Source organism: Amycolatopsis palatopharyngis (genome assembly GCF_003385185.1).
Lineage (GTDB): Bacteria > Actinomycetota > Actinomycetes > Mycobacteriales > Pseudonocardiaceae > Amycolatopsis > Amycolatopsis palatopharyngis.
On the sequence record NZ_PQHZ01000004.1, the window covers coordinates 69,748 to 95,650 of the forward strand.

At 68.9% G+C, this 25,903-nt stretch carries 22 protein-coding genes; 13 read left to right on the forward strand and 9 right to left on the reverse strand.

Going from position 1 to position 25,903, the window contains the following annotated elements:
- Positions 1 to 6 precede the first annotated feature (6 nt).
- Positions 7 to 1,176 carry a 3-ketosteroid-9-alpha-monooxygenase, oxygenase component gene (locus D0C15_RS04015; RefSeq protein ID WP_116040973.1) on the reverse strand — a complete coding sequence of 390 codons (1,170 nt, stop codon included), beginning with the start codon at positions 1,174 to 1,176 and terminating at the stop codon, positions 7 to 9.
- Positions 1,173 to 2,882 (reverse strand): 3-oxosteroid 1-dehydrogenase, encoded by a 1,710-nt coding sequence (kstD, locus tag D0C15_RS04020; RefSeq protein ID WP_116040974.1) that lies wholly within the window; start codon positions 2,880 to 2,882, stop codon positions 1,173 to 1,175. The genes D0C15_RS04015 and kstD overlap by 4 nt, the downstream gene beginning before the upstream one ends.
- A gap of 129 nt (positions 2,883 to 3,011) precedes the next feature.
- On the opposite strand from kstD, the gene D0C15_RS04025 reads away from it, so the two are divergent.
- The 8 genes from D0C15_RS04025 to gdhA all read left to right on the forward strand — a co-directional run bounded on the left by D0C15_RS04025 (position 3,012) and on the right by gdhA (position 11,656).
- Positions 3,012 to 4,634, forward strand: coding sequence for an FAD-binding protein (locus tag D0C15_RS04025; RefSeq protein WP_116040975.1), 1,623 nt, complete (start codon positions 3,012 to 3,014; stop codon positions 4,632 to 4,634).
- A gap of 142 nt (positions 4,635 to 4,776) precedes the next feature.
- Positions 4,777 to 5,955, forward strand: coding sequence for a 3-hydroxy-9,10-secoandrosta-1,3,5(10)-triene-9,17-dione monooxygenase oxygenase subunit (gene hsaA / locus D0C15_RS04030; protein WP_116040976.1), 1,179 nt, complete (start codon positions 4,777 to 4,779; stop codon positions 5,953 to 5,955).
- A 13-nt stretch (positions 5,956 to 5,968) separates the two neighbouring features.
- Positions 5,969 to 6,826, forward strand: coding sequence for a 4,5:9,10-diseco-3-hydroxy-5,9,17-trioxoandrosta-1(10),2-diene-4-oate hydrolase (gene hsaD, locus D0C15_RS04035; protein ID WP_116040977.1), 858 nt, complete (start codon positions 5,969 to 5,971; stop codon positions 6,824 to 6,826).
- Entirely contained in the window at positions 6,826 to 7,731 is a 906-nt protein-coding gene (gene hsaC / locus D0C15_RS04040) for an iron-dependent extradiol dioxygenase HsaC (RefSeq protein ID WP_116040978.1), read from the forward strand. The genes hsaD and hsaC overlap by 1 nt, the downstream gene beginning before the upstream one ends.
- A complete protein-coding gene (hsaB, locus tag D0C15_RS04045; protein WP_116040979.1) occupies positions 7,728 to 8,303 on the forward strand; it encodes a 3-hydroxy-9,10-secoandrosta-1,3,5(10)-triene-9,17-dione monooxygenase reductase subunit in 576 nt (191 codons plus the stop codon). The genes hsaC and hsaB overlap by 4 nt, the downstream gene beginning before the upstream one ends.
- Positions 8,304 to 8,454: 151 nt before the next feature.
- Positions 8,455 to 9,483 carry a GNAT family N-acetyltransferase gene (locus D0C15_RS35570; RefSeq protein WP_116040980.1) on the forward strand — a complete coding sequence of 343 codons (1,029 nt, stop codon included), beginning with the start codon at positions 8,455 to 8,457 and terminating at the stop codon, positions 9,481 to 9,483.
- Between the two features lie 9 nt (positions 9,484 to 9,492).
- Positions 9,493 to 10,245, forward strand: coding sequence for an SDR family oxidoreductase (locus tag D0C15_RS04055; RefSeq protein ID WP_116040981.1), 753 nt, complete (start codon positions 9,493 to 9,495; stop codon positions 10,243 to 10,245).
- A gap of 67 nt (positions 10,246 to 10,312) precedes the next feature.
- Positions 10,313 to 11,656 carry an NADP-specific glutamate dehydrogenase gene (gene gdhA, locus D0C15_RS04060; RefSeq protein ID WP_116040982.1) on the forward strand — a complete coding sequence of 448 codons (1,344 nt, stop codon included), beginning with the start codon at positions 10,313 to 10,315 and terminating at the stop codon, positions 11,654 to 11,656.
- Between the two features lie 15 nt (positions 11,657 to 11,671).
- Here the strand turns inward: gdhA and D0C15_RS04065 are convergent, their stop codons facing one another.
- The 5 genes from D0C15_RS04065 to D0C15_RS04085 are packed head-to-tail and all read right to left on the reverse strand — an operon-like array spanning position 11,672 to position 17,275.
- Complete coding sequence (locus D0C15_RS04065) at positions 11,672 to 12,730, reverse strand: acyl-CoA dehydrogenase family protein (RefSeq protein WP_116040983.1); 1,059 nt, start codon at positions 12,728 to 12,730, stop codon at positions 11,672 to 11,674.
- Positions 12,727 to 13,695 carry an acyl-CoA dehydrogenase family protein gene (locus tag D0C15_RS04070; RefSeq protein WP_116041108.1) on the reverse strand — a complete coding sequence of 323 codons (969 nt, stop codon included), beginning with the start codon at positions 13,693 to 13,695 and terminating at the stop codon, positions 12,727 to 12,729. Before D0C15_RS04070 ends, D0C15_RS04065 begins: the two co-directional genes overlap by 4 nt.
- Before the next feature lie 2 nt (positions 13,696 to 13,697).
- Entirely contained in the window at positions 13,698 to 14,840 is a 1,143-nt protein-coding gene (locus D0C15_RS04075) for an acyl-CoA dehydrogenase family protein (RefSeq protein ID WP_116040984.1), read from the reverse strand.
- 3 nt (positions 14,841 to 14,843) lie between these two features.
- A complete protein-coding gene (locus tag D0C15_RS04080) occupies positions 14,844 to 15,716 on the reverse strand; it encodes an enoyl-CoA hydratase (protein ID WP_116040985.1) in 873 nt (290 codons plus the stop codon).
- Positions 15,713 to 17,275 carry a FadD3 family acyl-CoA ligase gene (locus D0C15_RS04085; RefSeq protein ID WP_116040986.1) on the reverse strand — a complete coding sequence of 521 codons (1,563 nt, stop codon included), beginning with the start codon at positions 17,273 to 17,275 and terminating at the stop codon, positions 15,713 to 15,715. Before D0C15_RS04085 ends, D0C15_RS04080 begins: the two co-directional genes overlap by 4 nt.
- Positions 17,276 to 17,369: 94 nt before the next feature.
- Between D0C15_RS04085 and D0C15_RS04090 the strand changes: the two genes are divergently transcribed.
- The 4 genes from D0C15_RS04090 to D0C15_RS04105 are packed head-to-tail and all read left to right on the forward strand — an operon-like array spanning position 17,370 to position 21,133.
- Positions 17,370 to 18,521: an acyl-CoA dehydrogenase family protein gene (locus D0C15_RS04090; protein WP_116040987.1), complete on the forward strand. Its 1,152-nt coding sequence runs from the start codon at positions 17,370 to 17,372 to the stop codon at positions 18,519 to 18,521.
- A complete protein-coding gene (locus tag D0C15_RS04095; protein ID WP_162829890.1) occupies positions 18,518 to 19,303 on the forward strand; it encodes an SDR family oxidoreductase in 786 nt (261 codons plus the stop codon). The genes D0C15_RS04090 and D0C15_RS04095 overlap by 4 nt, the downstream gene beginning before the upstream one ends.
- Before the next feature lie 11 nt (positions 19,304 to 19,314).
- Positions 19,315 to 19,950, forward strand: a complete 636-nt coding sequence (locus tag D0C15_RS04100; protein WP_116041109.1) for a TetR/AcrR family transcriptional regulator — start codon at positions 19,315 to 19,317, stop codon at positions 19,948 to 19,950.
- A 31-nt stretch (positions 19,951 to 19,981) separates the two neighbouring features.
- Entirely contained in the window at positions 19,982 to 21,133 is a 1,152-nt protein-coding gene (locus D0C15_RS04105) for an acetyl-CoA C-acetyltransferase (RefSeq protein ID WP_116040989.1), read from the forward strand.
- A 1-nt stretch (position 21,134) separates the two neighbouring features.
- Here the strand turns inward: D0C15_RS04105 and D0C15_RS04110 are convergent, their stop codons facing one another.
- The gene (locus D0C15_RS04110) at positions 21,135 to 21,959 is read right to left on the reverse strand and encodes an amidohydrolase family protein (protein ID WP_116040990.1); all 825 of its coding nucleotides are present in this window, start codon (positions 21,957 to 21,959) and stop codon (positions 21,135 to 21,137) included.
- A 113-nt stretch (positions 21,960 to 22,072) separates the two neighbouring features.
- Here D0C15_RS04110 and pip point away from each other — a divergent pair, with 113 nt between their 5' ends.
- Positions 22,073 to 23,032 (forward strand): prolyl aminopeptidase, encoded by a 960-nt coding sequence (gene pip / locus D0C15_RS04115; protein ID WP_116040991.1) that lies wholly within the window; start codon positions 22,073 to 22,075, stop codon positions 23,030 to 23,032.
- Here the strand turns inward: pip and D0C15_RS04120 are convergent, their stop codons facing one another.
- Positions 23,033 to 25,891, reverse strand: coding sequence for an FAD-binding and (Fe-S)-binding domain-containing protein (locus D0C15_RS04120; RefSeq protein ID WP_211323078.1), 2,859 nt, complete (start codon positions 25,889 to 25,891; stop codon positions 23,033 to 23,035).
- Between the last annotated feature and the right edge of the window lie 12 nt (positions 25,892 to 25,903).

Genomic DNA, 25,903 nt, shown 5'->3' on the forward strand with positions numbered 1-25,903 from the left:
TCATTCTCAGACTCCGGCTTCCGAGCCCTGTTCGGCGTGTTGCGCCTCATCCCGCTGCCGCCGCAGGTTCTCCGCGACCTCGCGCGACCACACCTCGTTCGCGCGGGATGTGTCCACTTCGAACTCGAACCGCCGCGTCATGTCCTCGGCCACCTCGTCGGCGTCCACATAGAACTGTTCGTACCACCGCCGCAGCTGGTAGACCGGGCCGTCCTCCTCGCAGAGCAGTGGGTTATCGATCCGCGACTTGTTCCGCCAGATCTCCACGTCCTGCATGAAGCCGACGCCGATGCTCTTCGCGAACTTCCCGGCGATCTTGTCCGCCTGCTCGTCCGACACCCCGGGCAGCTTCTTCACGATCACGCCCCACTGCAGCACGAAGGAGTTCTCCGTGACCGGGTAGTGGCAGTTGATCAGCACGTTCTCGACGTCGAATCCCTTGTACGTGTTCAACAGGGTGTTGATCATGTACGAGGGGCCGTAGTAGGAGGCCTCGGAGCGCAGGAGGTTCTCCTCCCCGCCGTAATTCGATGCCATTCCGACATCCGGCCTGCCCTTGGTGTTGAGGAACTGCGAGGCGATGTGGCCCTCGAAGACGTTCTTGAAGTAGGTGGGGAACGCGAAGTGGATGTAGAAGAAGTGGGCCATGTCCACGACGTTGTCCACGATCTCGCGGCAGTTGGCGCCCTCGATCAGCACCGAGTTCCATGTCCAGTTGCTCCACTCGCCGTTGAACACGCCCTCGATCCGCGGGATCGTGACGTCCTCAGGCGGGGCCTTGCCCTCGGGGTCGTGCCAGACGAAAAGCTGCTTGTTCTCCTCAAGGGTGTGCCAGGAACGGGTACGTGCGCGCAGTGGAACCCGCTTCGCGTAAGGGATCGACACGCATTTGCCGTTGCCGTTCCAGCGCCAGTCGTGGAACGGGCAGGCGATCTCGTCCCCCTTGACCGTGCCCTGCGTCAGATCCCCGCCCATATGCCTGCAGTAGCCGTCGAGCACGTGCAGCTCGCCGTCGCTCTGGCTCTGGAACACGACCAGCTTCGTGCCGAAGGCGTTGATCGCGTGCGGTTTACCGTCCCTGAAGTCCTCGGCCAGGCCGAGGCAGTGCCAGCCACGCGCGAACCGGGCCGGCGGAGCACCGACATCGATCGTGCGGACGGCGTCAGCCTGCGTCATCGGTTACCTCCACCTGATGGCTCGACGGTCGAGCGGTGTTGATTGTTCGATGCGAGGTGCTGGGCCGCAAGAAAGCCGAACACCATCGCCGGTCCGATCGTCGCGCCAGGGCCCGCGTACGTGCGGCCCATCACCGCGGCGCTGGCGTTACCCGCCGCGTAGAGGCCACCGATCACCGAACCGTCCTCGCGCAGCACCCTGGCATGCGCGTCGGTGCGCAGCCCGCCCTTGGTGCCGAGGTCGCCGGGCACGATGCGGACGGCGTAGTAGGGAGCCGTGTCCACCGGGCCGAGGCTGGGGTTGGGCCGGTTGCGTGGGTCGCCGTAGTAGTGGTCGTAGGCGCTCGCTCCGCGGTCGAAGTCGGCGTCCACGCCGGTCGTCGCGAACGAGTTGAAGCGGGAAACCGTGGCCGCGAGCGCCTCGGCCGGGATCTCGATCCGTTCGGCCAGTTCGGCCAGTGTGCCCGCCCTGGCCGCGATCCCCGCCTTGTACCAGCGTCCCGGCAACGGTTGACGGGGGCCGAGACCGGTGAACATGTAGCGGTTGCGGTAGCGCTGGTCGAACACGAGCCAGGCCGGGATGTTCTCGGCGGGGCCGTCGCCCGGCCCGTACATCGCGTGCACGGCCTCGACGTAGGGTGCCGACTCGTTGACGAACCGCTCGCCACGTGCGTTGACCATGAGGCAGCCCGGTCGTGAACGTTCGGCGAGGGCGAACCAGGGCCCGCCGGTCAGTGGGATGGACGGCCCCCACCAGGCGTCGTCCATCAGGTCCACGGCCGCCCCGAGCGCTAGCCCGGCATTGATGCCGTCGCCGGTGTTGGCCTCGGCGCCCACGGTCCATTCCGTGCCGATCGGGGCCCGCTGGTACTTGACCCGCATCTGCTCGTTGTGCTCGAACCCACCGGAGGCCAGCACGACACCGGCGCGCGCCCGAAGCAGCACCTCCTCGCCGTCGCGGTGCACGAGCACGCCGGTGACCCGCGAGTCCTCCACCTGCAGACTGAGCAGGGGAGTGTCCAGCCAGACCGGCACGCCTGCCTGCTGCAGCCCGGCCCTGAGCCCGGCTGCGAGCGCCTGCCCCATCGACAGCAGCCGCTTGCCCGCGACGCGGCCGGCCAATCCGCGCAGACCGAGCCGGATCAGGCGCAGGATGCCCTTGGGGTGCCGGGCGATCAGGCTGAGCCAGCGGAAGTCGGCCTGCGTGATCGGCACACCCATCGGCGCAGCGCTGTACGGCGGTTCGAGATTGGCGAGCTCGGGGCCGAGGATCCTGCCGTCGAGCGGTCTCGGCTCCACCGAACGTCCGGTGGACAGGCCGCCTGGCGCCTCGGGGTGGTAGTCGGAGTAGTCGCGGACCCAGCGCAACCGCAGGGGGGTGTTGCGGTGGACGAACTCGACCACACCTGGACCGTGGTCGAGGTAGGCGTTGCGCAGTTCGGCCGGCACCACATCGCCGACGATGGCGGCCAGGTACTGCCTGGCCTGCTCCGGAGTGTCCCGCACGCCCGCCGCCCGCAGGGCCTCGTTGCCTGGTATCCAGACGCCCCCGCCCGAGCGGGCCGTCGAGCCGCCGAACCTGCCGGCCTTTTCGATCACGACCGTGTCCAGGCCCTGCCGTGCGGCGGCCAGTGCGGCGGTCATCCCCGCCGCGCCGCTGCCGACCACGATCACGTCGAACTCGCCCGCGCAATGCCGGCCCGCCATGACACCTCCGTCACTCAGGCCCTTGTTGTCCTGCCTAGACCTGAAACACGTTATAGTTCTGCTGACGCCTGTTCGCAACCGCTGTCGACACCATAGACGAGAACGTGTTTCAGTTCTAGGGTAGGCGACGTGGCTGAACACGACACCGATGTTGCCGATGTCATTGTCGTCGGATTCGGCGCCGCTGGCGCCTGTGCGGCGATCGAGGCGGCCGAGGCGGGCGCGGATGTGCTGGTCGTCGACCGGTTTTCCGGCGGCGGCGCCACCGCGGTGAGCGGGGGTGTGCTCTACGCGGGAGGTGGCACCGCGCAGCAGGTCGCCGCAGGCGTGCAGGACACCGCGGCGGCGATGCACGCGTATCTGGAGCGTGAGGCGGGCGACGTGGTGTCCCCGGAGACGCTGCGGCGGTTCTGCGCCGGCAGCCCGGAGATGATCCGCTGGCTGGAGGGCAATGGCGTCCCCTTCGAGGGCAGTCTGTGTCCCGACAAGACCTCGTACCCGAACAACGACTACTACCTCTACTACTCGGGCAGCGAGTGTTCCGGGGAGTTCCGCGAGGTGACACCGCCTGCCGCGCGCGGCCACCGGGTCCGGGGCAAGGGGACGTCGGGAGCCCTCTTGTTCACCCGGCTGGCCGAGTCGGCCCGGCGAAGTGGGGTCCGGGTGCTGCCGCAGACCGACGCCGCGCGACTGCTCACCGGCCCGGACGGCTCCGTCACCGGGCTGGTCGTGCGCACCCTGCGGCATGCGCCGAGCTGGGTGCGAACCGCGCACCGGCTGCTTGGCAGGTACTCCGCGAAGCCGGGGCTCTACGTACCGGCCATGCGCAAGGCACTACACCGGCGTGCGTTGCTGCTGGAGCGGCGTTACGCACGGGAGGTCACGCTCACCGCTCGCCGGGGTGTGGTGCTGTCGGCGGGCGGGTTCATCGCGAACCGGGAACTCGTCCGTGAGCACGCGCCCGCGTACCGTGGCGGGCTCGCGCTGGGCACCTCGGCCGACGACGGTTCCGGTATGCGCCTCGGTGTGGAGGCCGGCGGTGCCACCGCGGAACTGGATCGGATCTCCGCCTGGCGGTTCCTCAGTCCGCCGAGCGCGTTCCTCGGCGGCATCCTGGTGGACGCGCGGGGCCGGCGGATCATCGACGAGTCCCGATACGGCGCGGCGGTGGGCGAGGCGATGATCAGCCGGCACGGGGGAAAGGGCTGGCTGCTGGTCGACGACACGATCGTCCGGCAGGCGCGGCGCTCCGCGCGCAAGCAGAGCCAGTGGTTCCAGTGGCTGCAGGTGCTGTACCTGCTCGGGCGGGGACGGGTCCGCGCCGCGACGCTGCGCGAGGTCGCCGACGCGGCCGGGATCGACGCGGCGGGCCTCGCGGAGACGGTGGGGCTGTACAACGCGGCCGCGCTGTCGGGTACTCCCGATCCGATGGGCAAGCCGGCCGAGTTCGTCCGCGCGCTGCGTACCGGTCCTTACTCGCTGATCGACCTGTCGATCCGGCCGAATCTCGGGTACCCGTGTCCGATGATCACGCTCGGCGGACTGGTCGTCGACGAGGAGACCGGGTCGGTGCGTGCTGCTTCGGGTGCGCCGATCGCCGGGCTCTATGCGGCTGGACGCACTGCCGTAGGAATCTGTTCTCGTTCCTACGTGAGTGGGCTGTCATTGGCCGACTGTGTGTTCTCCGGCCGTCGAGCAGGGCGCCACGCGGCCACGGTTTCCCTGCGGAAAAGGGAGAAAGAGGCTCAGTGAGATCTACTGTGGACGACATGACGCGACGGCCCCTGCCAGCGGAGTCTCGACAAAAACAAGAACATGTTCTAGTCTTGGTCTCGCGGCGGCAGGCTGCTGCCCGAGATTGTCAGAGGATGTCGAACGAGGGACGGGGCAGGACATGACCGAGCAGGGCACCCACGGGGTGATCGCTGGAATACAGGAGTTGCTGCCCACTCTGCGCGAGCGCGCGCAGGACACCGAGGACGCGCGCCGGATCCCGGACGAGTCCATCAAAGCCTTGCAGGAGACCGGCTTCTTCAAGCTCCTGCAACCCACGATCCACGGCGGCTACGAGGCGGATCCGGTCACGTTCTACACCGCGGTCAAGCTGATCTCCAGTGCCTGCGGCTCCACCGGCTGGGTCGCTTCCATCCTCGGCGTTCACCCGTGGCACCTGGCGCTGTTCGACGCACGGGCGCAGGAGGAGGTGTGGGCCGAGGACGTGGACACCAGGATCTCGTCCTCATACGCGCCGATGGGCAAGGCGAAGGTGGTCGATGGCGGATACCGGCTCAGTGGCAAGTGGAGCTTCTCCTCCGGATGTGATCACGCCACCTGGGTCCTGCTCGGCGCGCCCGCGTTCGATCCCGAGGGCAAGCCCGTCGACTTCTGCACGTACCTGCTGCCGATCAGCGACTACACGATCGACGACGTATGGGACACCGTGGGGCTACGGGGAACCGGTAGCAACGACATCGTCGTCGACGACGTTTTCGTGCCACAACACCGCGCGCTGAGTTTCATGGCGACGTCGAAATGCAAGACCCCGGGGCAGAAGGTCAATCCCGGTCCGCTCTACCGGCTGCCCTACGGCTCGGTGCACCCCAGCACCATCACGGCGCCGATCATCGGTATGGCGCAGGGCGCCTACGACGCGCATGTGGAGTACCAGCGGTCCAGGGTGCGCGCCGCCTACGCCGGGGAGAAGTCGGCCGAGGACCCCTTCGCCAAGGTGCGTATCGCCGAGGCCGCCAGCGAGATCGACGCGGCGTGGCTGCAGCTCACCCACAACATCGACGAGCTGTACCAGCACGCGCTGGCCGGGGAGAAGCTGCCGTTCGCCACCCGGCTGCGGGTGCGCCGCGACCAGGTCAGGGGCACGGAACGGGCGATCACGGCGATCGACCGGCTTTTCGAGAACTCCGGTGGCCGCGCGCTGAAGGCGGGCACGCCGATTCAGCGTTTCTGGCGAGACGCGCACGCGGGACGGGTGCACGCGGCGAACGACCCGGAACGCGCGTACACGATGTTCGGTACCGGGGAGTTCGGCCTCCCGGTCGAGAACGCGATGGTGTGAGGGGATTAACGACGTGAGCGAGGGTCAGTACGTTCAGGTGCGTGACGATCTCCGTCTGCACTACCACGAGGCCGGTTCGGAACACCCCGAGACGGTGATCCTGCTACACGGAGGCGGTCCTGGAGCCTCGGCGTGGAGCAACTTCGGCCGGAACCTGCCGGTGCTCGCCAAATCCTTCCGCGTGCTCGCGGTCGACCAGCCGGGATTCGGCCGTTCGGACAAGCCCACCGAGCACCCGCAGTACTTCACCCACAGCGCGGATGCCGTGGTCGGCTTGATGGACGCGCTCGGCATCGAGCGTGCCCACCTGATCGGCAACTCGCTCGGTGGGGGAGCGGCCGTCCGGCTCGCCCTGGACCATCCCGGCCGCGCGGGCAGGCTGGTCCTGATGGGACCTGGCGGGCTCAGTCTCAACATGTTCTCGCCCGATCCCACCGAGGGGATCAGGAACCTCGCACGCTTCGCGGCGCCGCCGGGGCCGAGCAAGGAGAAACTCGAGGCCTTCCTCAGGGTGATGGTGTACGACCAGTCACTGATCACCGACGAACTCGTCGACGAGCGGTTCGCCGCGGCGAGCGCTCCCGATTCGCTCGCGGCGATGGCCGCGATGGGGGCCTCGTTCGCCCGGCCGGACACCTACGAGCAGGGCATGCTGTGGCGCGAGGCGCACCGGCTTCGGCAGCGGGTGCTGCTGATCTGGGGGCGGGAGGATCGGGTCAACCCGCTCGACGGCGCACTGCTCGCGCTCAAGACGATCCCGCGTGCGCAGCTGCATGTGTTCGGCCGCTGCGGGCACTGGGCACAGCTGGAGAAGTTCGAGGAGTTCAACCGGCTGGCGATCGACTTCCTCACCGACGGAGGGAAATCCTGATGGGCATCCGGTCACTGGGCTACCTGCGCATCGAGGCCACCGATATGGCGAAATGGCGGGAGTACGGCCTGAAGGTGCTCGGCATGGTCGAGGGCAGCGGCACCCACCCCGACGCCCTCTACCTGCGGATGGACGACTTCCCGGCGCGGCTGGTGATCGTACCGGGGGAGACCGACCGGCTGGCCAGAACCGGATGGGAGGTCGCCAACGCCGGTGAGCTCGAGCAGATGCGCACCCGGTTGCACGAGCACGGTGTGCCGTTCAAGGAAGGCACGGCCGACGAGCTCGCCGACCGCAGGGTGGACGAGCTGATCTCCTTCGACGATCCGTCGGGCAACACGCAGGAGGTGTTCCACGGCGTCGCCCTGCAGCACCGCAGGGTGGTGAGCCCCTACGGGCATCGGTTCGTCACTGGGGAGCAGGGGCTCGGGCACGTCGTCCTGTCCACCCACGACGACGAGGCCGCGCTGCGGTTCTACCGGGACGTCCTCGGGTTCCGGTTGCGGGACTCGATGAAGCTGCCGCCGCAGATGGTCGGCAGGCCGGCGGACGGACCGCCCGCCTGGCTGCGCTTCTTCGGCTGCAATCCTCGCCACCACAGCCTGGCCTTCCTGCCGATGCCCACACCGAGCGGGATCGTGCACCTGATGGTGGAGGTGGAGAACACCGACGACGTGGGCCTGTGTCTCGACCGGGCCCAGCGGCGCGGGGTACCGATGTCGGCCACCCTCGGCAGGCACGTCAACGACCTGATGCTGTCGTTCTACATGAAGACCCCAGGAGGTTTCGACGTCGAGTTCGGGTGCGAGGGCAGGCAGGTCGATGACGGGAGCTGGATCGCCAGGGAGAGCACGGCGGTCAGTCTGTGGGGTCACGACTTCTCGGTGGGAGCGCGGCAGCAGTGACGGCGCGGGCGACGGGTGCGCGGCTCGGGTTCGACCCGGGCAGGTTCCGGTCGGTGCTCGGGCACTTCTGCACGGGCGTGACGGTGATCACCGGCCATGACGGTGAGCGTCCCGCCGGGTTCGCCTGCCAATCGTTCGCGGCCCTGTCGCTCGACCCGCCGCTGGTGCTGTTCTGCCCGGCGAAGACTTCCCGGAGCTGGCCGGCGATCGAGCGGGCGGGCCGGTTCGCGGTGAACGTGCTCGCCGAGGACCAGCGTGCGGTCAGCGCGGTGTTCGGCGCCCGGGGCGCGGACAAGTTCGAGTCCGTGAGCTGGCGTCCGGCCGCGTCCGGGGCGCCACTGCTGGATGGCGCGCTCGCCTGGATGGACTGCGCCGTCGAGACGGTCCACGAAGCCGGTGATCACCTGGTGGTGGTCGGCCGCGTCCTCGAACTCGGCGACACCCGCGACACCCGCCCGCTGCTGTTCTTCCGCGGCGCCTACGCCGCCGCCGACACCCCAGGCGAGAACGGCCAGACCCGCGAGGACCTCGAAGGCATGCTCACCTGGCCCCGCCCCGACGACTGGTTCTAACCCGACTTTGCAGTTCCAGAGCCCGACTTTGCAGATCCAGGGCCCGACTTGGCAGTTCCGGGGCCTGACTTGGCAGTTCCGGGGCTCGAGGTGGTCGGTCTGCGGGTGAAATCGGCTGGAGCCAGCTGGAGCGACCCACCAGGATCGAACCATGCCCTACCAACTGGAGACCGCGCGGCTGACCCTGCGCCCGCTCGCACCGACCGATGTGGAAAACCTCTTCGAGCTGGACACGGACCCCGGCGTGCTGCGGTATCTGACCGCCGCGTCCGCTCCGACACTGGAGCAGGTGCGGAGCGAGGTCCTGCCCCGGATGCTCGGTTACGACGAGCGGGAGCCGGGGTACGGCTTCTGGGCGGCCGAGTCGGCGGGCGGTTTCCTCGGCTGGTTCGAACTGCGGCCGCTGGCGAACCGCGAGCCGGGAGAGGTGGAGCTGGGATACCGGCTCAGGCGTTCCGCCTGGGGAAAGGGGTACGCGACCGAGGGCGCCGCGGCTCTGGTGTGGGCCGGGTTTACCGACTTCGGAGTGCGCCGGGTGGTAGCCGAGACGATGACGGTCAACACCGGGTCACGGCGGGTGCTGGAGAAGGTGGGACTCCGCTTCGTGCGTACGTTTCACGAGTCGTGGACCCAGCCAGTCGCCGGTGCCGAGCACGGTGACGTCGAGTACGCCCTGACCAGGGAGGAATGGGCGGACGGGAGTTCCGTTCGGCCCGAGTTCGGGATTCGAGTCGTGGATCTGCCAACTCGGACCCGGGATCTGCCAACTCGGGCACGGGATGTGCCAAGTCGGGCCCGGGATGTGCCAAGTCGGGCACGGGATGTGCCAAGTCGGGCACGGGATGTGCCAAGTCGGGCCCGGGATGTGCCAAGTCGGGCACGGGATGTGCCAAGTCGGGCACGGGATGTGCCAAGTCGGGCCCGGGATGTGCCAAGTCGGGCACGGGATGTGCCAACTCGGACCCGGGATCTGCCAACTCGGGCACGGGATGTGCCAAGTCGGGCACGGGATGTGCCAAGTCGGGCACGGGATGTGCCAAGTCGGGCACGGGATGTGCCAAGTCGGGCCCGGGATGTGCCAAGTCGGGCCCGGGATGTGCCAAGTCGGGCACGGGATGTGCCAAGTCGGGCACGGGATGTGCCAAGTCGGGCACGGGATCTGCCAAGTCGGGGTGGTTAGGATGCGGGGATGAGTGCTGGGCGAGTGGCGGTCGTGACCGGGGCGGGTTCCGGGATCGGGCGGGAGGTCGCGGTCGCGCTGCTCGGGCAGGGCTGGCTGGTGGCGCTGGCCGGACGACGGGAGGCCGCATTGCGGGACACCGTCGCCGCGGCGGGGCGAGAGGACTCCGCGCTGGTGGTGCCGTCCGACGTGACCGAAGACGAGTCCGTTGCCGGGCTGTTCAGCACGGTGCGGGATCGGTGGGGCAGACTCGACCTGCTGGTGAACAACGCGGGCACGTTCGGCCCCGCGGGCTCCGTCGACGAGCTCACGCCGCAGCAATGGCGTGCGGTGGTGGACGTCAACCTCACCGGGATGTTCCTCTGTGCCCACCACGCGGTTCGCGCGATGCGGGACCAGGAACCAGCAGGTGGCCGGATCATCAACAACGGCTCGATCTCGGCGCACGCTCCGCGCCCGCGCAGCGTCGCCTACACCGCGACCAAGCACGCGATCACCGGACTGACCAAGTCGATCTCCCTGGACGGCCGCGGCCATGGCATCGCCTGCGGGCAGATCGACATCGGCAACGCGGCGACCGAGATGACCAGCGGCATCGCGCGTGGGGCTGTCCAGGCAGACGGCAGCACTTCTCCCGAGCCGACCTTCGACGCGGCGAACGTCGCCGAGGCCGTGCTCTACATGGCCGGGCTACCGCTGTCGGCCAACGTGCAGTTCCTGACCCTGACCGCGACCACGATGCCGTTCATCGGCCGGGGCTGAATCCGGCGGTTTCGGCAGCTATCTACCGGGTAGGCGCCCGGGTACTGGAATGAATGGAGGCGCAAGCGTGCCCTTGCACGAGAAGCTGGAATCGGTTTATGCGGACGTGCTGTCCCGCAACCCCGGCGAGGTCGAGTTCCATCAGGCCGTCCGGGAGGTGCTGGAGAGTATCGGACCAGCGCTCGGCAAGCACCCGGAGTACGCCGACGCGAGGATCATCAGCCGGCTCTGCGAGCCCGAACGCCAGATCATCTTCCGGGTGCCGTGGGAGGACGACGCGGGCGGGATCCACATCAATCGCGGCTTCCGGGTGGAGTTCAACAGCGCACTCGGTCCGTTCAAGGGCGGGTTGCGCTTTCACCCCTCGGTCTATCTCGGCACCATCAAGTTCCTCGGTTTCGAGCAGGTGTTCAAGAACGCGCTGACCGGGCTCCCGATCGGTGGTGGCAAAGGCGGTTCCGACTTCGACCCCAAGGGCCGGTCGGACCGCGAGATCATGCGGTTCTGTCAGAGCCTGATGACCGAGCTCTACCGGCACATCGGTGAGTACACCGACGTGCCCGCCGGAGACATCGGCGTCGGCGGCAGGGAGATCGGATACCTGTTCGGCCAGTACAAGCGGATCACCAACCGGTACGAGTCCGGGGTCCTCACCGGAAAGGGTCTGCTCTACGGCGGCGCGAAGGTCCGCACCGAGGCGACCGGCTACGGGTGCGCCTTCTTCGTCAACGAGATGCTGGCCGCTCGGGGCGAGTCGTTCGAGGGGCGGTCAGTGGTGGTCTCGGGCTCCGGCAACGTGGCGATCTATGCGATCGAGAAGGTCCACGAACTCGGCGGCAAGGTAGTGGCCTGTTCGGACTCCAGCGGTTACGTCTACGACGAGAAGGGCATCGATGTCGAGCTGCTGAAGGAGATCAAGGAGGTTCGGCGGGAACGCATCGAGACTTACACGCGCGTGGCAACGAACGCGAGCTTCGTTCCGGACCGGCTCGTCTGGGAGGTGCCGTGTGAAGTGGCGCTGCCCTGTGCGACACAGAACGAGATCACCGGCAAGGAAGCACTTACGCTGGTGCGAAACGGATGTATCGCGGTCGGCGAGGGGGCGAACATGCCCACCACGCCCGAGGGCGTGCAGGTCTTCCTCGAAGCGGGCACGGCGTTCGGCCCTGGCAAGGCCGCCAACGCGGGCGGTGTGGCGACATCTGCACTGGAGATGCAGCAGAACGCCTCCCGCGACTCCTGGTCCTTCGAGTACTCCGAGCAGCGCCTGCAGCGCATCATGGAGGGCATCCACAGCCGGTGCTCCGAGACCGCCGAGGAGTACGGGATGCCGGGCAACTACGTGGCAGGGTCCAACATCTCGGCCTACACAAGGGTCGCGGAGGCCATGCTGTCGCTCGGCCTGATCTGAGGTGGTGGGCGGTTCTCAGCCGCCCACCCCTGCCATCTCGGCGAGTCTGGCCAGGTGCTGGTGCGGCGGGCCGAACAATTCGGCACTGCTGTGCGCGCGCTTGAAGTAGCGATGTGCCGGATGCTCCCAGGTGATCCCGATTCCGCCGTGCAGCTGGATCATCTCGGCCGCCACTTCGGACAGTGCCCGCGAGCACCACGCCTTGGCCACCGTGGCCAACCGAGCCTGATCCGGCCCCGGTTCGGCCGCGGCCTCCGCGGCCGACCACGCCGTCTCCACGAGCACGTGCAGGTCCGCCATCCGGTGCTTGAGCGCCTGGAAGCCGCCGATCGGCCTGCCGAACTGTTCGCGCTCCAGCGAGTACGCCACGGTGATCTCCAGGGCCCTCGCCGCGGCTCCTGCCTGTTCGGCGGCAAGTACCGCGCAGGAGAGGTCGCGTACCTGCCGCAGCGCGGCCCGGGCATCGCCGGGACCAACGCGACGTCCAGTGGCCTGTGTCAGTTCGATTCGGGCGAAGGACCTGCTCCGGTCCATCGCGGGGGTGCCGGACACGCGGACCCCGGACTGGGCGGGATCCACCTCGATCAGCGCGAGCCCGTCGCCGGTCTCGGCGAGCACGAGCAGCAGCCCCGCGCTGTCGCCATGGAGCACGTAATGCGCCGTTCCGTCCACAATGTACCGATCAGTGGAAGCGGTGGCCGTGCACGCCACCTCGTCCGGACACCAGCGACCCGTGGCCGACGTCCACGCGAGGGCGCCGACGACGCTGCCCTCGGCCAGCCCCGGCAGTAGCCGAGAGTGGTCCTGGGTGTCGCCGGTCTCCAGGATCGCGAGCGTGGTGAGCACCGACGAGCCGAGGAACGGGCAGCCGACGAGCTCACGGCCCAGTTCCCGCGCCACGACGGCCAGTTCGGCTACCCCGCCGCCCGCGCCGCCGTGCTCCTCCGGTATCGCCAGTGCCGCGACGCCCACCTGCTCACAGAGCACGGACCAGGGGTCGGTGTCCGCGTGCCGCCGCAGCACCGCGCGCACGGTCTCCGCGAGTGCGTCCCGCTCGGTGCCCGCCGGCCTCACGCCGCCACCGCCGCGAGCACCCTGTTCCGGTGGAACGCCTGTGTTCCCCACGCCGCGACGAGCGCGCGGACCTTGGTCAGCCACAGTCCGAGGGGATGTTCTTCGGTGTAGCCGATGGCGCCGTGTACCTGCAGCGCCGTGCGGGCCGCGAGATACGCGGCGTCCGCCGCGGCGACCCGTGCGGCGGAGACGTCCCGGGGGGCCGGTCCGGCCGTGAGCGCCACGGCGGCCCCGTGAACGAGTGGTGTCGCCAGCTCCAGCCGGGTCGCGACGTCGGCCAGAAGGTGTTTCACCGCCTGGTACTGCCCGATCGGCTTGCCGTACTGACTGCGTTGCTTCGCGTAGGCAACCGAGGAGTCGAGCAACCACCGGCCCGCCCCGGTCAGCTGTGCGGCGACCGCCAGCGCCGCGGTGTCGACGGCGAGTTCCACAGCCACGTCATCGGTGACGACGGCGTCCGCCGAAACGGGAAACAGTCTGCGTGCGCCGTCCACTGAGGACAGCATCGTGCCCGGGGTGAACCGCAGGGCCTGGCCGCCGTCGATCAGGATGCGGACTTCCGCGACGTCGGCGTCCAGGGCGTAGGGCACGTGCGGCGGCAATGCGACCGAGGCCAGCGCCGCACCCGAGGCGAGTGAGGGCAGCAGTCGCTCGCCAGCCTCGGTCCCGCGCAACAGGGCGGGTAGCGCGGCGGCGCTGTCCACCCACGGTCCGGGCACGGCGTGGTAGCCGAGCTGGTCGAACGCGACAGCGAGGTCCACGGCAGTGGCGTCGAGCCCACCGAGCCGGGACGGCACGGTGAGTCCCGTGACGCCCAGGTCGGCGAGTGATCGCCAGAGCTTCAGACCGGGGCCGTGCACGCCGTCCGCCCAGGACCGGACGGCCGTTGGCACATCAGCCGCCGCCAGCAGTTCGCCGATACTCGCGGCGAACTGCCGCTGTTCGGACGACAGAGTGAATCGCATCTTCACCGGCCTCTCGGAAGGCCGAGCAATCGCTCGGCCACGGTATTGCGCTGGATCTGGTCGGTGCCGCCGTAGATCGGTCCGGCGAGCGCGAACAGCCACCTCTGTGGCCATCCGGTTCCGTCCCGCAGTTCGGCATCGGGCCCCAGCAGGTCCAGCGCCGTCTCGGAGATGTCGAGGTCCAGTTTGGACCAGAACAGTTTGTTCACACTCGACTCCGGTCCGAGCTGCCCGCCATCGGCGAGTCGCGTGACGGTGGCGAAGGTGTAGAGCTGGTAGGCGCGGGCACCGATCCATGCGTCGGCCACCCGCTGGGCCAACGCGGTGTCCGCCGGATCACCGAGTTCTCGCCACAGCTGTGCCAGCCGGGCGGCCGCGGCCAGGAACCGGCCCGGACTGCGTAGCGACAGCCCCCGCTCGTTGTTCGCGGTGGTCATCGCGATCCGCCAGCCGTTGTCCGGCTCGCCGATCACGTCCTCGTCGGGTACGAACACGTCGTCGAGGAAGATCTCGGCGAACCCGGGTTCACCGTCGAGTTGGCCGATCGGGCGTACCCGGACGCCTTCTGCCCGCAGGTCGAACATCAGGTAGGTGAGTCCGTGGTGCCGAACGCTTGCCGGATCACTGCGGAACAGACCGAACGCCCTGTCGGCGAACGCGGCCCGTGAGCTCCAGGTCTTCTGTCCACTCAGCAGCCAGCCACCATCGGTACGCCGTGCCGTACTACGCATCGCGGCGATGTCACTTCCGGCGTCCGGTTCGGACCAAGCCTGCGCCCACACCTGCTCGCCGCGCGCCATCGGCGGGAGAACGCGCGCGAGCTGCTCACCGGTCCCGTGGGAGAACAGGGTGGGAGCCAGCATGAAGATCCCGTTCTGCCCGACGCGGTCCGGTGCCCCCGCGGCGTAGTACTCCTCCTCGAACAACACCCACTCCAGCAGGGACGAATCGCGGCCACCGTACTCGGCGGGCCAGGAGACAGCCGATAACCGGGCCTCGGCCAGTTTTGCCTCCCACTCACGGTGCAGCGCGAACCCCTTCGCGGTGTCGAAGGACGGCAGTGGGTGTTCGGGAACGTGCGCGGAGAGCCATTTCCGTACCTCGTCGCGAAAGGCAGTGGCGCGCTCGTCGAGATCGAGATCCATGTGTCAGCTCCCCGGCCGGTTGGCGTCCCGCATGGACCGTGCGTCCTGCCCGCCGAGCGAGTCGCCGCCGGAGAGTTCGGCGTTGTGCGCGTGGGCGAAGTGGTGCAGCCCGAAGACGGAGTCCATTCCGCTGCGCATACCCATCAGGTCTTCGGCCTGGTTGACCGCTTTCTTGGCCAGAGCCAGCCCGAAGGAGGGCATCCCGGCGATGGTGTCGGCCAGCGCGAGCGTGCGCTCGGTGAGTTCGGCCCTCGGGACCACGCGGTTGAGCATGCCCCACTGCTGCGCCTGTGCCGCGGTGAAGCGTTCACCGGTGAAGAGCACCTCCTTGGCCGCTCGGGGCCCGAGCATCCACGGGTGCGCGAAGTACTCCACGCCGGGAATGCCCATCCGCACCACCGGGTCGGCGAAGAAGGCGTCTTCGGATGCGACGATCAGGTCGCACACCCACGCCAGCATCAGGGCTCCCGCGATGCAGGCGCCTTGTACGCTGGCGATCATCGGCTTCGGAATCTCCCGCCAGCGCCTGCACATCCCCAGGTACACTTCGGACTCCCGGGCGAAGCGCTGGTCGCCGCCCGCGCGGCCGACGTGGTCCCACCACAGGACCGCCTTGCGATCGAAGGAAACGTCCACGTCACGCCCAGGCGTGCCGATATCGTGGCCGGCGGAGAAGTGTTTGCCCGCTCCGGCGAGCACGATGACCTTGACCTCCTCGTCCTCGACGGCCCTGGTGAAGGCCGCGTCGAGGGCGTAGGTCATCGCGGAGTTCTGTGCGTTGCGATACTCGGGCCGGTTCATCGTCACCACCGCGACCGCCCCGCGCCGCTCGTACAGCACGATGTCCCCGGTCGCGGTTTCCGCCTCAGCGGTCATGCCTGCTCCTCTTCGTCTCGTAACCAGCCGTCTCGTAACACGCGTTTGAGCACCTTTCCGGACGGGTTGCGCGGCAACAGGTCGCGGAACTCGACGTGTCGCGGGACCTTGTAGTTGGCCAGCGTGGCCCTGCAGTGCTCGATGATGTCCGAAGCGGACAGACCCGCTCCCGTCCTGGGAACGACGAATGCCTTGCCCACCTCGCCCATCCGGACGTCAGGCACCCCGATCACCGCGGAATCGGCGACTCCGTCCAGCCGGGCGAGGGCCTGCTCCACCTCCGCCGGGTACACGTTGAAGCCACCACAGATGTACATGTCCTTGATGCGGTCGGTGATGCTCAGATAGCCCCGCTCGTCGAGCTTGCCCACGTCGCCGGTGTGCAGCCACCCCTCGGTATCGATCGCCTCCGCGGTCGCTTCGGGATCGTCGAGGTAGCCGAGCATCATGTTGGGCCCGCGCAGCAGGATCTCCCCGCTGTCCTCGGCCGTTCGGACCTCGAAGCCCGAGGCGGCCCTGCCGCAGGTGCGCGCGATCGTCTCGGCATCGTCATCGGGGCGGCACATCGTCGCGACCACCGCCTCTGTGAGCCCGTATGCCGTCAGCACGGTGTCGAAGCTCAGTTCGGCCCGCATCCGTTCCACCAGAGCCACCGCGACGGTCGCCGCTCCGGTGACCGCGAGGCGCAGGCTCGACAGGTCGTGTTCGCGCAGGGCGGGCGAGTCGAGCATCGTCTGGTAGATCGTGGGGGCACCGGGTAGCACGGTGATCCGCTCGGCGGTGACGACGCGCATCGTGGTGTCGGCGTCGAAGGTGCGCTGTGGCAGGAGGGTGCATCCGCTCAGCAGGGCGGCGAGTATTCCGGCCTTGTAGCCGAAGCTGTGGAAGAACGGATTGATCACCAGGTACCGGTCCGCCGGTGTGAGTTGTCCGCGGTCCGCCCATGCCCGTGCGACGCCGAGCGACTGGCGATGTGCGCTCATCGCCCCCTTGCTGCGACCCGTGGTGCCGGAGGTGAAGAGGATGTCGCTGACGTCGTCGGGGCCGACGGCCTCGGCCCTGGCGTCGGCGGCCGGTGACACCGGGGTGTTCTCGACGGCCGACCAGTCGGCCACCCCTGCCTGTGGTGCGGGGGTGCCCTCGACGGGGACTCGCAGGATCAGGCGCAACGGGCCGAGCCCGGCGGCACGGATGTCGGCGAGCCGGTCGGTCCCGAGAAACGGGCCCGCGATGACCAGTGCGGCCGCATCGCTGCGCTCCACGATGTCGAGCATCTCCGGGCCGGTGAACCGGGTGTTGACCGGAACCAGGGTCGCGCCGCAGTACAGGACCCCGAGGGCGGCGACCACCCAGTGATGGGTGTTGGGGGAGCAGATCGCCACGCGATCCCCGGACCGGATCCCGTTGTCGACGAAGAGACTCGCGCACTGGCGCACCTGCCGGAGCAGTTCGCCATACGTCAGTCGTACGGGCCCTTCGACAACGGCCTCCCGGTCCGCGAACCGGCTCGCCGCGTCGACGAGCGCTGCCGGAATGGTCACCGGTCCGGATCGCGCCATCACCGCAAAAGCCTCCTACCTAGCAAGTGCTTGGTAGGGTAGCCTACGCGGAAAGACGATTGAAGGAAAGACAGTCCGACCGGCAGGAGACACGGTGCACGTCGATGACTTCCGGCGCGAGATACGGGACTGGCTGGAACACAACCTCACCGGTCAGTTCGCCGGTCTGCGGGGCCTCGGTGGGCCGGGCCGCGAACACGAGGCGTTCGAGCAGCGCGTGGCCTGGGAACGCCATGTCGCGGCCGCCGGGTGGAACTGTGTGGGCTGGCCCGTAGAGCACGGCGGCCGGGGAGCGACGCTGGCCGAGCAGGTCGTTTTCCACGAGGAGTACGCGCGGGCGGATGCCCCGGCCAGGGTCAGTCATCTCGGCCAGGAACTGCTCGGCCCCACACTGATCGCCTTCGGCACGCCGGGACAGCAGCGTCGATTCCTTCCGGGTATCCGTTCGGTGACACAGTTGTGGTGCCAGGGCTATTCCGAGCCGGGCGCCGGTTCCGACCTCGCGGCGGTCGCGACCAAGGCGGAACCGGACGGTGACGAATGGGTGTTGCACGGGCAGAAGGTGTGGACCTCGCTGGCACACGTCGCCGATTGGTGCTTCGTCCTGGCCCGCACCGAGCCGGGTTCGCGGCGCCATCACGGCCTTTCCTACCTACTGGTGCCGATGCGGCAGCCAGGGGTTCAGGTGCGCCCGATCCGGCAACTCACCGGCACCTCGGAGTTCAACGAGGTGTTCTTCGACGGTGCGAGGACGGCCGGTGACCTGGTGGTCGGCGCGCCGGGTGAGGGCTGGCGGGTGGCCATGGGCACGCTCGCCTTCGAGCGGGGTGTCGCGACACTCGGTCAGCAGGTCGGCTTCCGCAGGGAACTGCGAGCACTGACCGACCTGGCGAACAGCAACGGCGCGGCCGCCGATCCCGCGATCGCCGAGCGTCTCGCCGAGGCGTGGATGGGGCTCGAGGTGCTGCGGGCGCACGCGTTGCGCACACTCGGCGACCCGTCCGCGAGTGCCGCGTCCGTATCGAAGCTGCTCTGGGCGAACTGGCACCGCTCGCTCGGGGAACTGGCGATGCTGGTCCGCGGAGCGGGATCGCTGGTCACCTCGGGTGATCCGGACGACCTCGACGAATGGCAGCGGCTCTACCTGTTCACCAGGGCCGACACCATCTACGGCGGTTCGAACGAGATCCAGCGCAACATCATCGCCGAGCGAGTGCTCGGCCTGCCGAGGGAGGTACGCCCGTGATCCCGATCCCGACCTACCCACAGGGGCGAGACCTGCTGCGGGACAAGGTGGTCGTGGTGACCGCCGCCGCGGGCACGGGGATCGGTTCCGCCGTCGCCCAGCGGGCACTGGAGGAAGGGGCCGCTGTCGTCATCAGCGACTGGCATGCCCGCAGGCTCGGCGAGAGGACCGCCGAACTGACCGGGCGATTCGGTTCCGGAGTCGTACACGAGATCGCCTGCGACGTCACCGACGAGCTGCAGGTAAAAGCCCTGATCGACGGCGCGGTCGAGCGCTTCGGCCGGATCGACGTGCTGGTCAACAACGCCGGGCTCGGCGGGACCAGGTCCGTCTTGGAAATGACTGACGAGGAATGGTCGCGCGTACTGGACGTGACACTGACCGGCACCTTCCGGGTGAGCAGGGCGGCACTGCGCAGGTTCGTCGAGCAGGGCGGCGGGGGAGCGGTGGTGAACAACGCGTCGGTGATCGGCTGGCGGGCCCAGGAGGGGCAGGCGCACTACGCCGCGGCCAAGGCCGGGGTGATGGCACTGACCCGGAGCTGCGCCGCCGACGTGGCCGAGCACGGAATCCGGGTCAACGCCGTCGCGCCGAGCCTGGCGATGCACCCGTTCCTGGCGAAGGTCACGACCGACGAACTGCTCGCCGAACTGACCGCCCGCGAGGTGTCCGGGAGGGCGGCGCAGCCCTGGGAAGTGGCGAATGTGATCGTGTTCCTTGCCAGTGAGTACGCCTCGTACCTCACCGGCGAGGTCATATCGGTGAGCAGTCAGCACGCGTGAGGGCGGATTCGATGGATACACGTGAACGGCAGGCCCCGTCCGCAGGCTCCGGCAGGCGAGCCGAGTTGCTTGGTCTGGCGGCGCGGTTGTTCGCCGAGCGCGGGTTCGTCGTCACCACGGTTCGCGACATCGCCGAGGCCGCGGGGATCCTCTCCGGCAGCCTGTACCACCACTTCGACTCGAAGGAGTCGATGGCCGACGAGATCCTGCGGGGTTTCCTGGACGAGCTGTTCGACACCTACGCGGAAATCGTCGCGGCCGGCCTAGGTCCACGCAAGACGCTCGAAGCCGTGGTGGTGGCCTCGTTCGAGTCGATCCACCGCAGGCCACACGAGGTGGCCATCTACCAGAACGAGGCCAAGCACCTGTCCCAGCTCGACCGGTTCGCCTATATCGCCCAGCGCAACGTGGAGTTCCGCGATCTGTGGAACAGGATTCTGGCCGAAGGCGTGGCCGAGGGGGCGTTTCGAGCGGACCTCGACATCGAACTGGTCTACCGGTTCATCCGCGACACCGTCTGGGTGGCGGTGCGCTGGTACAACCCCGGCGGCAACCTCTCGGCGGAGGACGTCGCCGAGCAGTACCTCGGGATCCTGCTCGACGGGATCGCCACCCGTCGCAGGCCCATCAAAAAGGCAAGACTCTAGCGGCACAACGACACCAGGGAGACGAGGGCGTATGGCAGAGGCCTACATCATCGACGCGGTCCGGACGCCGGTCGGCCGCCGCGGAGGTGGCCTGAGCGGCGTGCACAGCGCCGACCTCGGTGCGCATGTGCTGCGTGCCGTCGTCGAGCGGTCCGGTGTGGACCCGGGGCTCGTGGACGACGTGATCCTCGGCTGCGTCGACACCCTCGGTTCGCAGGCGGGCAACATCGCGCGCACCGCTTGGCTCGCCGCGGGACTGCCGGACCACGTTCCCGGGGTGACCGTGGACCGGCAGTGCGGGTCGAGTCAGCAGGCCGTGCATTTCGCCGCGCAGGCAGTGCTGTCCGGCACGATGGACGTGGTGGTCGCTGGCGGTGTGCAGAACATGACGCAGATCCCGATCAGCGCGGCGATGCTGTCCGGGCGGGAGTACGGATTCAGCGACCCGTTCTCCGGATCGAAGGGCTGGCAGGAACGCTACGGCACCGAGGAGGTGTCGCAGTTCCGCAGCGCGGAGATGATCGCCGAGCACTGGGACATCACCAGGCAGGCGATGGAGGAGTACGCCTACGCGAGCCATCGCAGGGCGCTCGCCGCCATGGACTCCGGCCGCTTCGACCGCGAGATCGTCCCGTTCGGGGAGCTGACCGCGGACGAGTGCCCGCGTCGGGATACCAGCCTTGAGCGGATGGCGGGGTTGCCGCCGCTCACCGAGGGTTCGCGGCTGACCGCGGCCGTCGCCAGTCAGATCTGTGACGGTGCGAGTGCCGCACTGCTCGCCTCGGAGTCCTTTGTGGCCGAACACGGAATCACCCCGAGAGCCCGTGTGCACCATATCTCGGTTCGCGCGGCCGATCCGGTGTGGATGCTCACCGGGCCGATCCCGGCAACCGCGCACGCACTGCGCCGGACCGGACTCACGGTGGAGGACATCGACGTCTTCGAGGTGAACGAGGCGTTCGCGAGCGTGGTGCTGGCCTGGCTGGAGGAGACGGGGGCCGATCCCGCGCGGGTGAACATCAACGGCGGCGGCATCGCGCTCGGACATCCGATCGGCGCGACCGGCACTAAGCTGTTCGCCACGCTCCTGCACGAGCTCGAACGCGGCGGTGGGCGCTATGGCCTGCAGACCATGTGCGAGGGCGGCGGCACGGCGAACGTGACGATCATCGAACGGCTGTAGCTCACGGCGAGGTGCCGAGGCCGAAGACGCGGCGGGCGTTGCCTGCGAGAAACAGATCCCTGCGGGCCTCGTCCAGCTCAAGCGCGTCGAGGTCGCGCAGCGCCCTGGCCGGTTCGATCATCGGAAAGTTGCTGCCGAACAGCACCTTGTGCGCTCCGTCGGTCCGTAGATACCGCACCAGTTCCGGCGGATAGCGCTTGCTGGTGTAGGCACTGGTGTCGATATGGACATTGGGATACTTGCGGGCCAGGGCGATCATTTCCTCGGTCCACGGATAACCAATGTGTCCGGCGACGATGACCAGCTCGGGGAACTCCAGCGCGACGTCGTCGAGGTATGGAATCGGCCGCCCGGTCTCCGAGCTACGCAGGGGACCGGTATGTCCGACCTGCGTGCAGAACGGCACGCCGAGTTCGACGCATTCGGCGTAGAGCGGATAGTAGCGGCGGTCGTTGGGCGGCAGGCCCCACAGCCACGGCACCACCCGCAGGCCGACGAAACCCAGCTCTCGGACGGCGCGTCGCAGTTCGCGCACCGCGTCCATCGGCCGCCGCAGGTCGACCGCGGCGAGGCCGGAGAACCGGTCCGGTCGCGTGGCGATCCAGCCCGCGACCTCGTCGTTGCTGACGAGCGAACCTTCGGGCCCGTGCCAGGCGCTGAGCAGCCCGTGCCGGACGCCCGCGGCGTCCATCGCCGCGACGGTTCCCTCGATCGGTGGCTCCTGTTCGGGGATCTCCATGCCCGTCCAGCGACGCAGCGACTCCAGCATGTCGTGCCGGGCGAAACGCAGGGTCGGATGCTGCATCCACGCGTCGACGATGTCCATTCCGGCAGCATGCCATACTCGTACTGGTGAGTAACCCATCGAATCACCGCCCGGTTACAGGTCGGCGAGCCGAAGTGTTTCCCGTTTCGCGTCCGGCCTGACAGCATGATCGTATGGCGGACCTGTATCCCGAGATCGAGCCCTACGACCACGGCCGTCTTTCCGTCGGCGACGGAAACCACGTCTACTGGGAGGCCTGCGGCGATCCCGGCGGGAAGCCCGCGGTGTTCCTGCACGGCGGTCCGGGCGGTGGTTGTTCCCCGACTCATCGCCGCCTGTTCGACCCGGCCAGGTACCGGGTGATCCTCTTCGACCAGCGCGGCTGCGGCCGCAGCACTCCGCACGCGAGCGAACCAGGGGCCGACCTCACCGCCAACACCACCTGGCACCTGGTGGCCGATATGGAGCGGTTGCGTGAACACCTGGGGATCGAGCGCTGGCAGGTGTTCGGCGGTTCGTGGGGAAGCACGCTCGCACTGGCCTACGCGCAGACCCATCCGGGCAGGGTCAGCGAACTCGTCCTGCGTGGAGTGTTCGCCGTGCGGCAGCAGGAGCTGGACTGGTTCCTCCGCGGCGGCGCCGGTCATCTCTACCCGGAGCAGTGGCAGCGGTTCCTGGAACCCGTGCCACGGGATCGGCGCTCCGGCGATCTGATCGCCGCCTATCACGACCTGCTGTTCGACCCGGATCCCGCCGTGCATGGTCCGGCCGCGTCCGCGTGGAGGGACTGGGAGGCGGCCACGGTAACGCTGATCCCGGCCCCGGAGGCACCGGTCGTGCCCCGTGATCCCGCCTACGCACTGGCGTTCGCCCGTATCGAGAACCATTACTTCGCCAACCTCGGCTGGCTGGACACCGACCAGCTTCTGCGCGACGCCGGCAAGCTGTCCGGCATTCCCGGCGTGATCGTGCAGGGACGCCACGACGTGGTGACCCCGCCGGTGACCGCATGGGAGCTGGCGCAGGCGTGGCCCGAGGCCGAGTTGACCATCGTGCCGGATGCCGGCCACGCGTTCAGCGAGCCGGGGATCCGGGACGCGTTGGTGGCGGCGACCGACCGGTTCGCGTCCTGATCACAGGATGTTCGTCTCGCCTGTCCCGAGGTTCTGGTCCAGCTGGGCGGCCAGCAACTGGGCCAGATGCTCGCCGCGACGGTCGGTCAGGTCCGACAGCTGGGTGCGACAGGAGTAACCGTCGGCGAGGATCGTGGTGCCGGCCTCTGCGGCCCGCACCGCGGGCAACAGTTGCTGTTCGGCCACCGCTACCGACACGTCGTAGTGGCCCTTCTCGACGCCGAAGTTGCCCGCGAGGCCGCAACATCCGCCCAGCCGCCGCACCCGGGCGCCCGCCTTTTCGAGCAACCGCGCGTCCTGTCCCCAGCCCATCACCGCGTGGTGGTGACAATGTGGTTGCGCCACAACGGTTTTCCCTTCGAGCGAGGGTGGTTCCCAGCCGCGGTCGCTGAGTAGTTCGGCGAGGGTGCGGGTGTTCTCGGCGACCGGTTGCGCGACCTTCCGGCCGAGCAGTTCGGCCGCGTCGGAGCGCAGTACCCCGGTGCAGGACGGTTCGATCCCGACGATCGGGAGACCCGCCGCCGCGTGCTCGGACAGGGCGTCGACGGTGCGGCCGAGGATCTTCTTCGCCGCGTCGAGTTGCCCGGTGGAGATCCAGGTGAGCGCGCAGCACTGCTGGGTGGCGGTCAGCCGTGGCCGGTACCCGGCGGCCTCGAGCACCCGCACGGTCGCCTGCCCGACTTCCGGTGTGAAGTAGTTGGTGAACGAGTCGACGAACAGCAACACCGGATCTCCGGAGGTGGCGCGCTCGTGCTCGGTCTGGGCGAACCAGGAGCGGAATGTCCGCGTGGCGAACGGCGGGATGCTGCGCCGCCGGTCGACGCCCGCCGCCGACAGCGCGAGCGGCCCGAATCCTGGGATGCGCATGGCCGCGTTGACCAGCCCGGGGGCGCGGCTGGCGATGGCGGCCCAGCGCGGCAGGCGGCCCAGCGAGTAGTGCGACGCGGGCCGGAGCCGCCCGCGGTAGCTCTGGTGGAGCATTTCGGCCTTGTACGCGGCCATGTCCACGCCGGTGGGACAGTCCGAAGCGCAGCCCTTGCAGGACAGACAGAGATCGAGGGCCTCGTGTACCTCTGGCGAGCGCCAGCCGTCGGTGACGGCGCTGCCGTTGATCATCTCCTGCAGCACGCGCGCACGGCCTCGGGTGGAGTCCTTCTCCTCGCGGGTGGCCAGGTACGACGGGCACATCACCCCGCCGGTGGCGGTGTTGTCCGCCCGGCACTTGCCGACACCGGTGCAGCGGTGCACGGCCTGGGTGAAGTCGCCGTCGTCGTGGTGGTAGGCGAAGGCCAGTTCGCGGCGCAGGACGGGGGCGGCGGGGACCCGCAGATCCGCGTCGATCGGGCGTGGATCGACCAGCACGCCGGGGTTGAGGATGTTGTCCGGGTCGAACGTGTGCTTGACGGCGGCGAACAGCTCCAATGCGTCCGGTGAGTACATCAAGGGCAACAACTCGCTGCGGGCGCGGCCGTCGCCGTGCTCACCGGACAGCGATCCGCCGTAACGCGCGACAAGCTTCGCTGCCGCGACCATGAAGCCCCGGTAGACGCCCGTGCCGCCGGGGCGGTCGAGCGGCAGGTCGACCCGTACGTGCACGCATCCGTCGGCGAAATGGCCGTACGGCACCCCGGTCACCCCGTACTCGGTCATCAGGGCGTCGAAGTCCCGCAGGTAGGCACCGAGCCGTGCGGGCGGCACGGCGGCGTCCTCCCAGCCCGCGTGTGCGGGCAGCCCGGCCGGACTGCGGCCCGCGAGCCCCGCGCCGTCGGCGCGGATCCGCCACAGCGAGGCCGCACGCGCGGGGTCAGTGACCACCAGGCTGTCCACCGCCGCGCAGACGTGACCGACCTGCCGCGCCTTCGTCAACGCCTCGTCGAGGTCGCCGCCGACGACCTCGACGAACAGCCACGCCGCCCCGCCGGGCAACGGTGGGACCGCGTCCGGGCCGCGTCGGTCCCGCACGACGTCGACGATCCGCCGGTCGATTCCCTCGCAGGCGGTGGGGGAGAACTCCAGTAGCGAAGGCGCGGCGTCCCCGGCCGAGGCGATGTCGGGGAAGCCGAGGACCACCAGGACGCGATGGGCCGGTTCGGTGACCAGTCGCACCGTGGCCTCGGTGGCCACCGCGAGGGTGCCCTCGCTGCCGACCAGCATGCGGGTGACGTCGAACCCGTGCTCCGGCAGCAGATGTTCGAGCGCATATCCGGAAACCTGGCGCCCGAATCGGCCGAACTCGGTCCGGATGGTGGCCAGTCCGGCGCCGGTGACATCCCGCAGGGCCGCGAGCGCCGGTGAGGCAGGCCGGGTCGACGAGTCCTCGGACGCGTCGAGGCGAAGCGACTCCCCGGTGCCGGTCAGCACGCGCAGCCCTCGCACGTTGTCCGAGGTCCGCCCGTATCCGAGAGTTCTCGAACCACAGGCGTTGTTGCCGATCATCCCGCCGATCGTGCAGCGGGTGAACGTCGACGGATCCGGACCGAACCGCAATCCGTGCGCGGCCGCGGCTTGTTGCAGCACCACCTGCACGGCCCCCGGCTCGACCGTGGCGGTCCGTGCGTCCGGATCGATGGCGAGCACCCGGTTCATATGGCGGCTGAAGTCGAGCACCACGCCGGTGCCCACCGCATTGCCCGCGACTGACGTGCCACCGCCGCGCGAGGTCAGCGGTACCCCCTCGCGACGGCATAACGCCAGTGCGGCCGCGGTTTCCTCCGCGTCGCGGGGACGGGCAACGACCAGCGGCCGCACCCGGAACAGTGACGCGTCGGAGGAGTACGCGGCGCGGGTGGTCCCGTCGGAGAGAACGTCACTCACGCCATGGCGGCGCAGTTCGGCGGCGAAGGATTCAGCGGAGTCCATTCGTAGCATGCT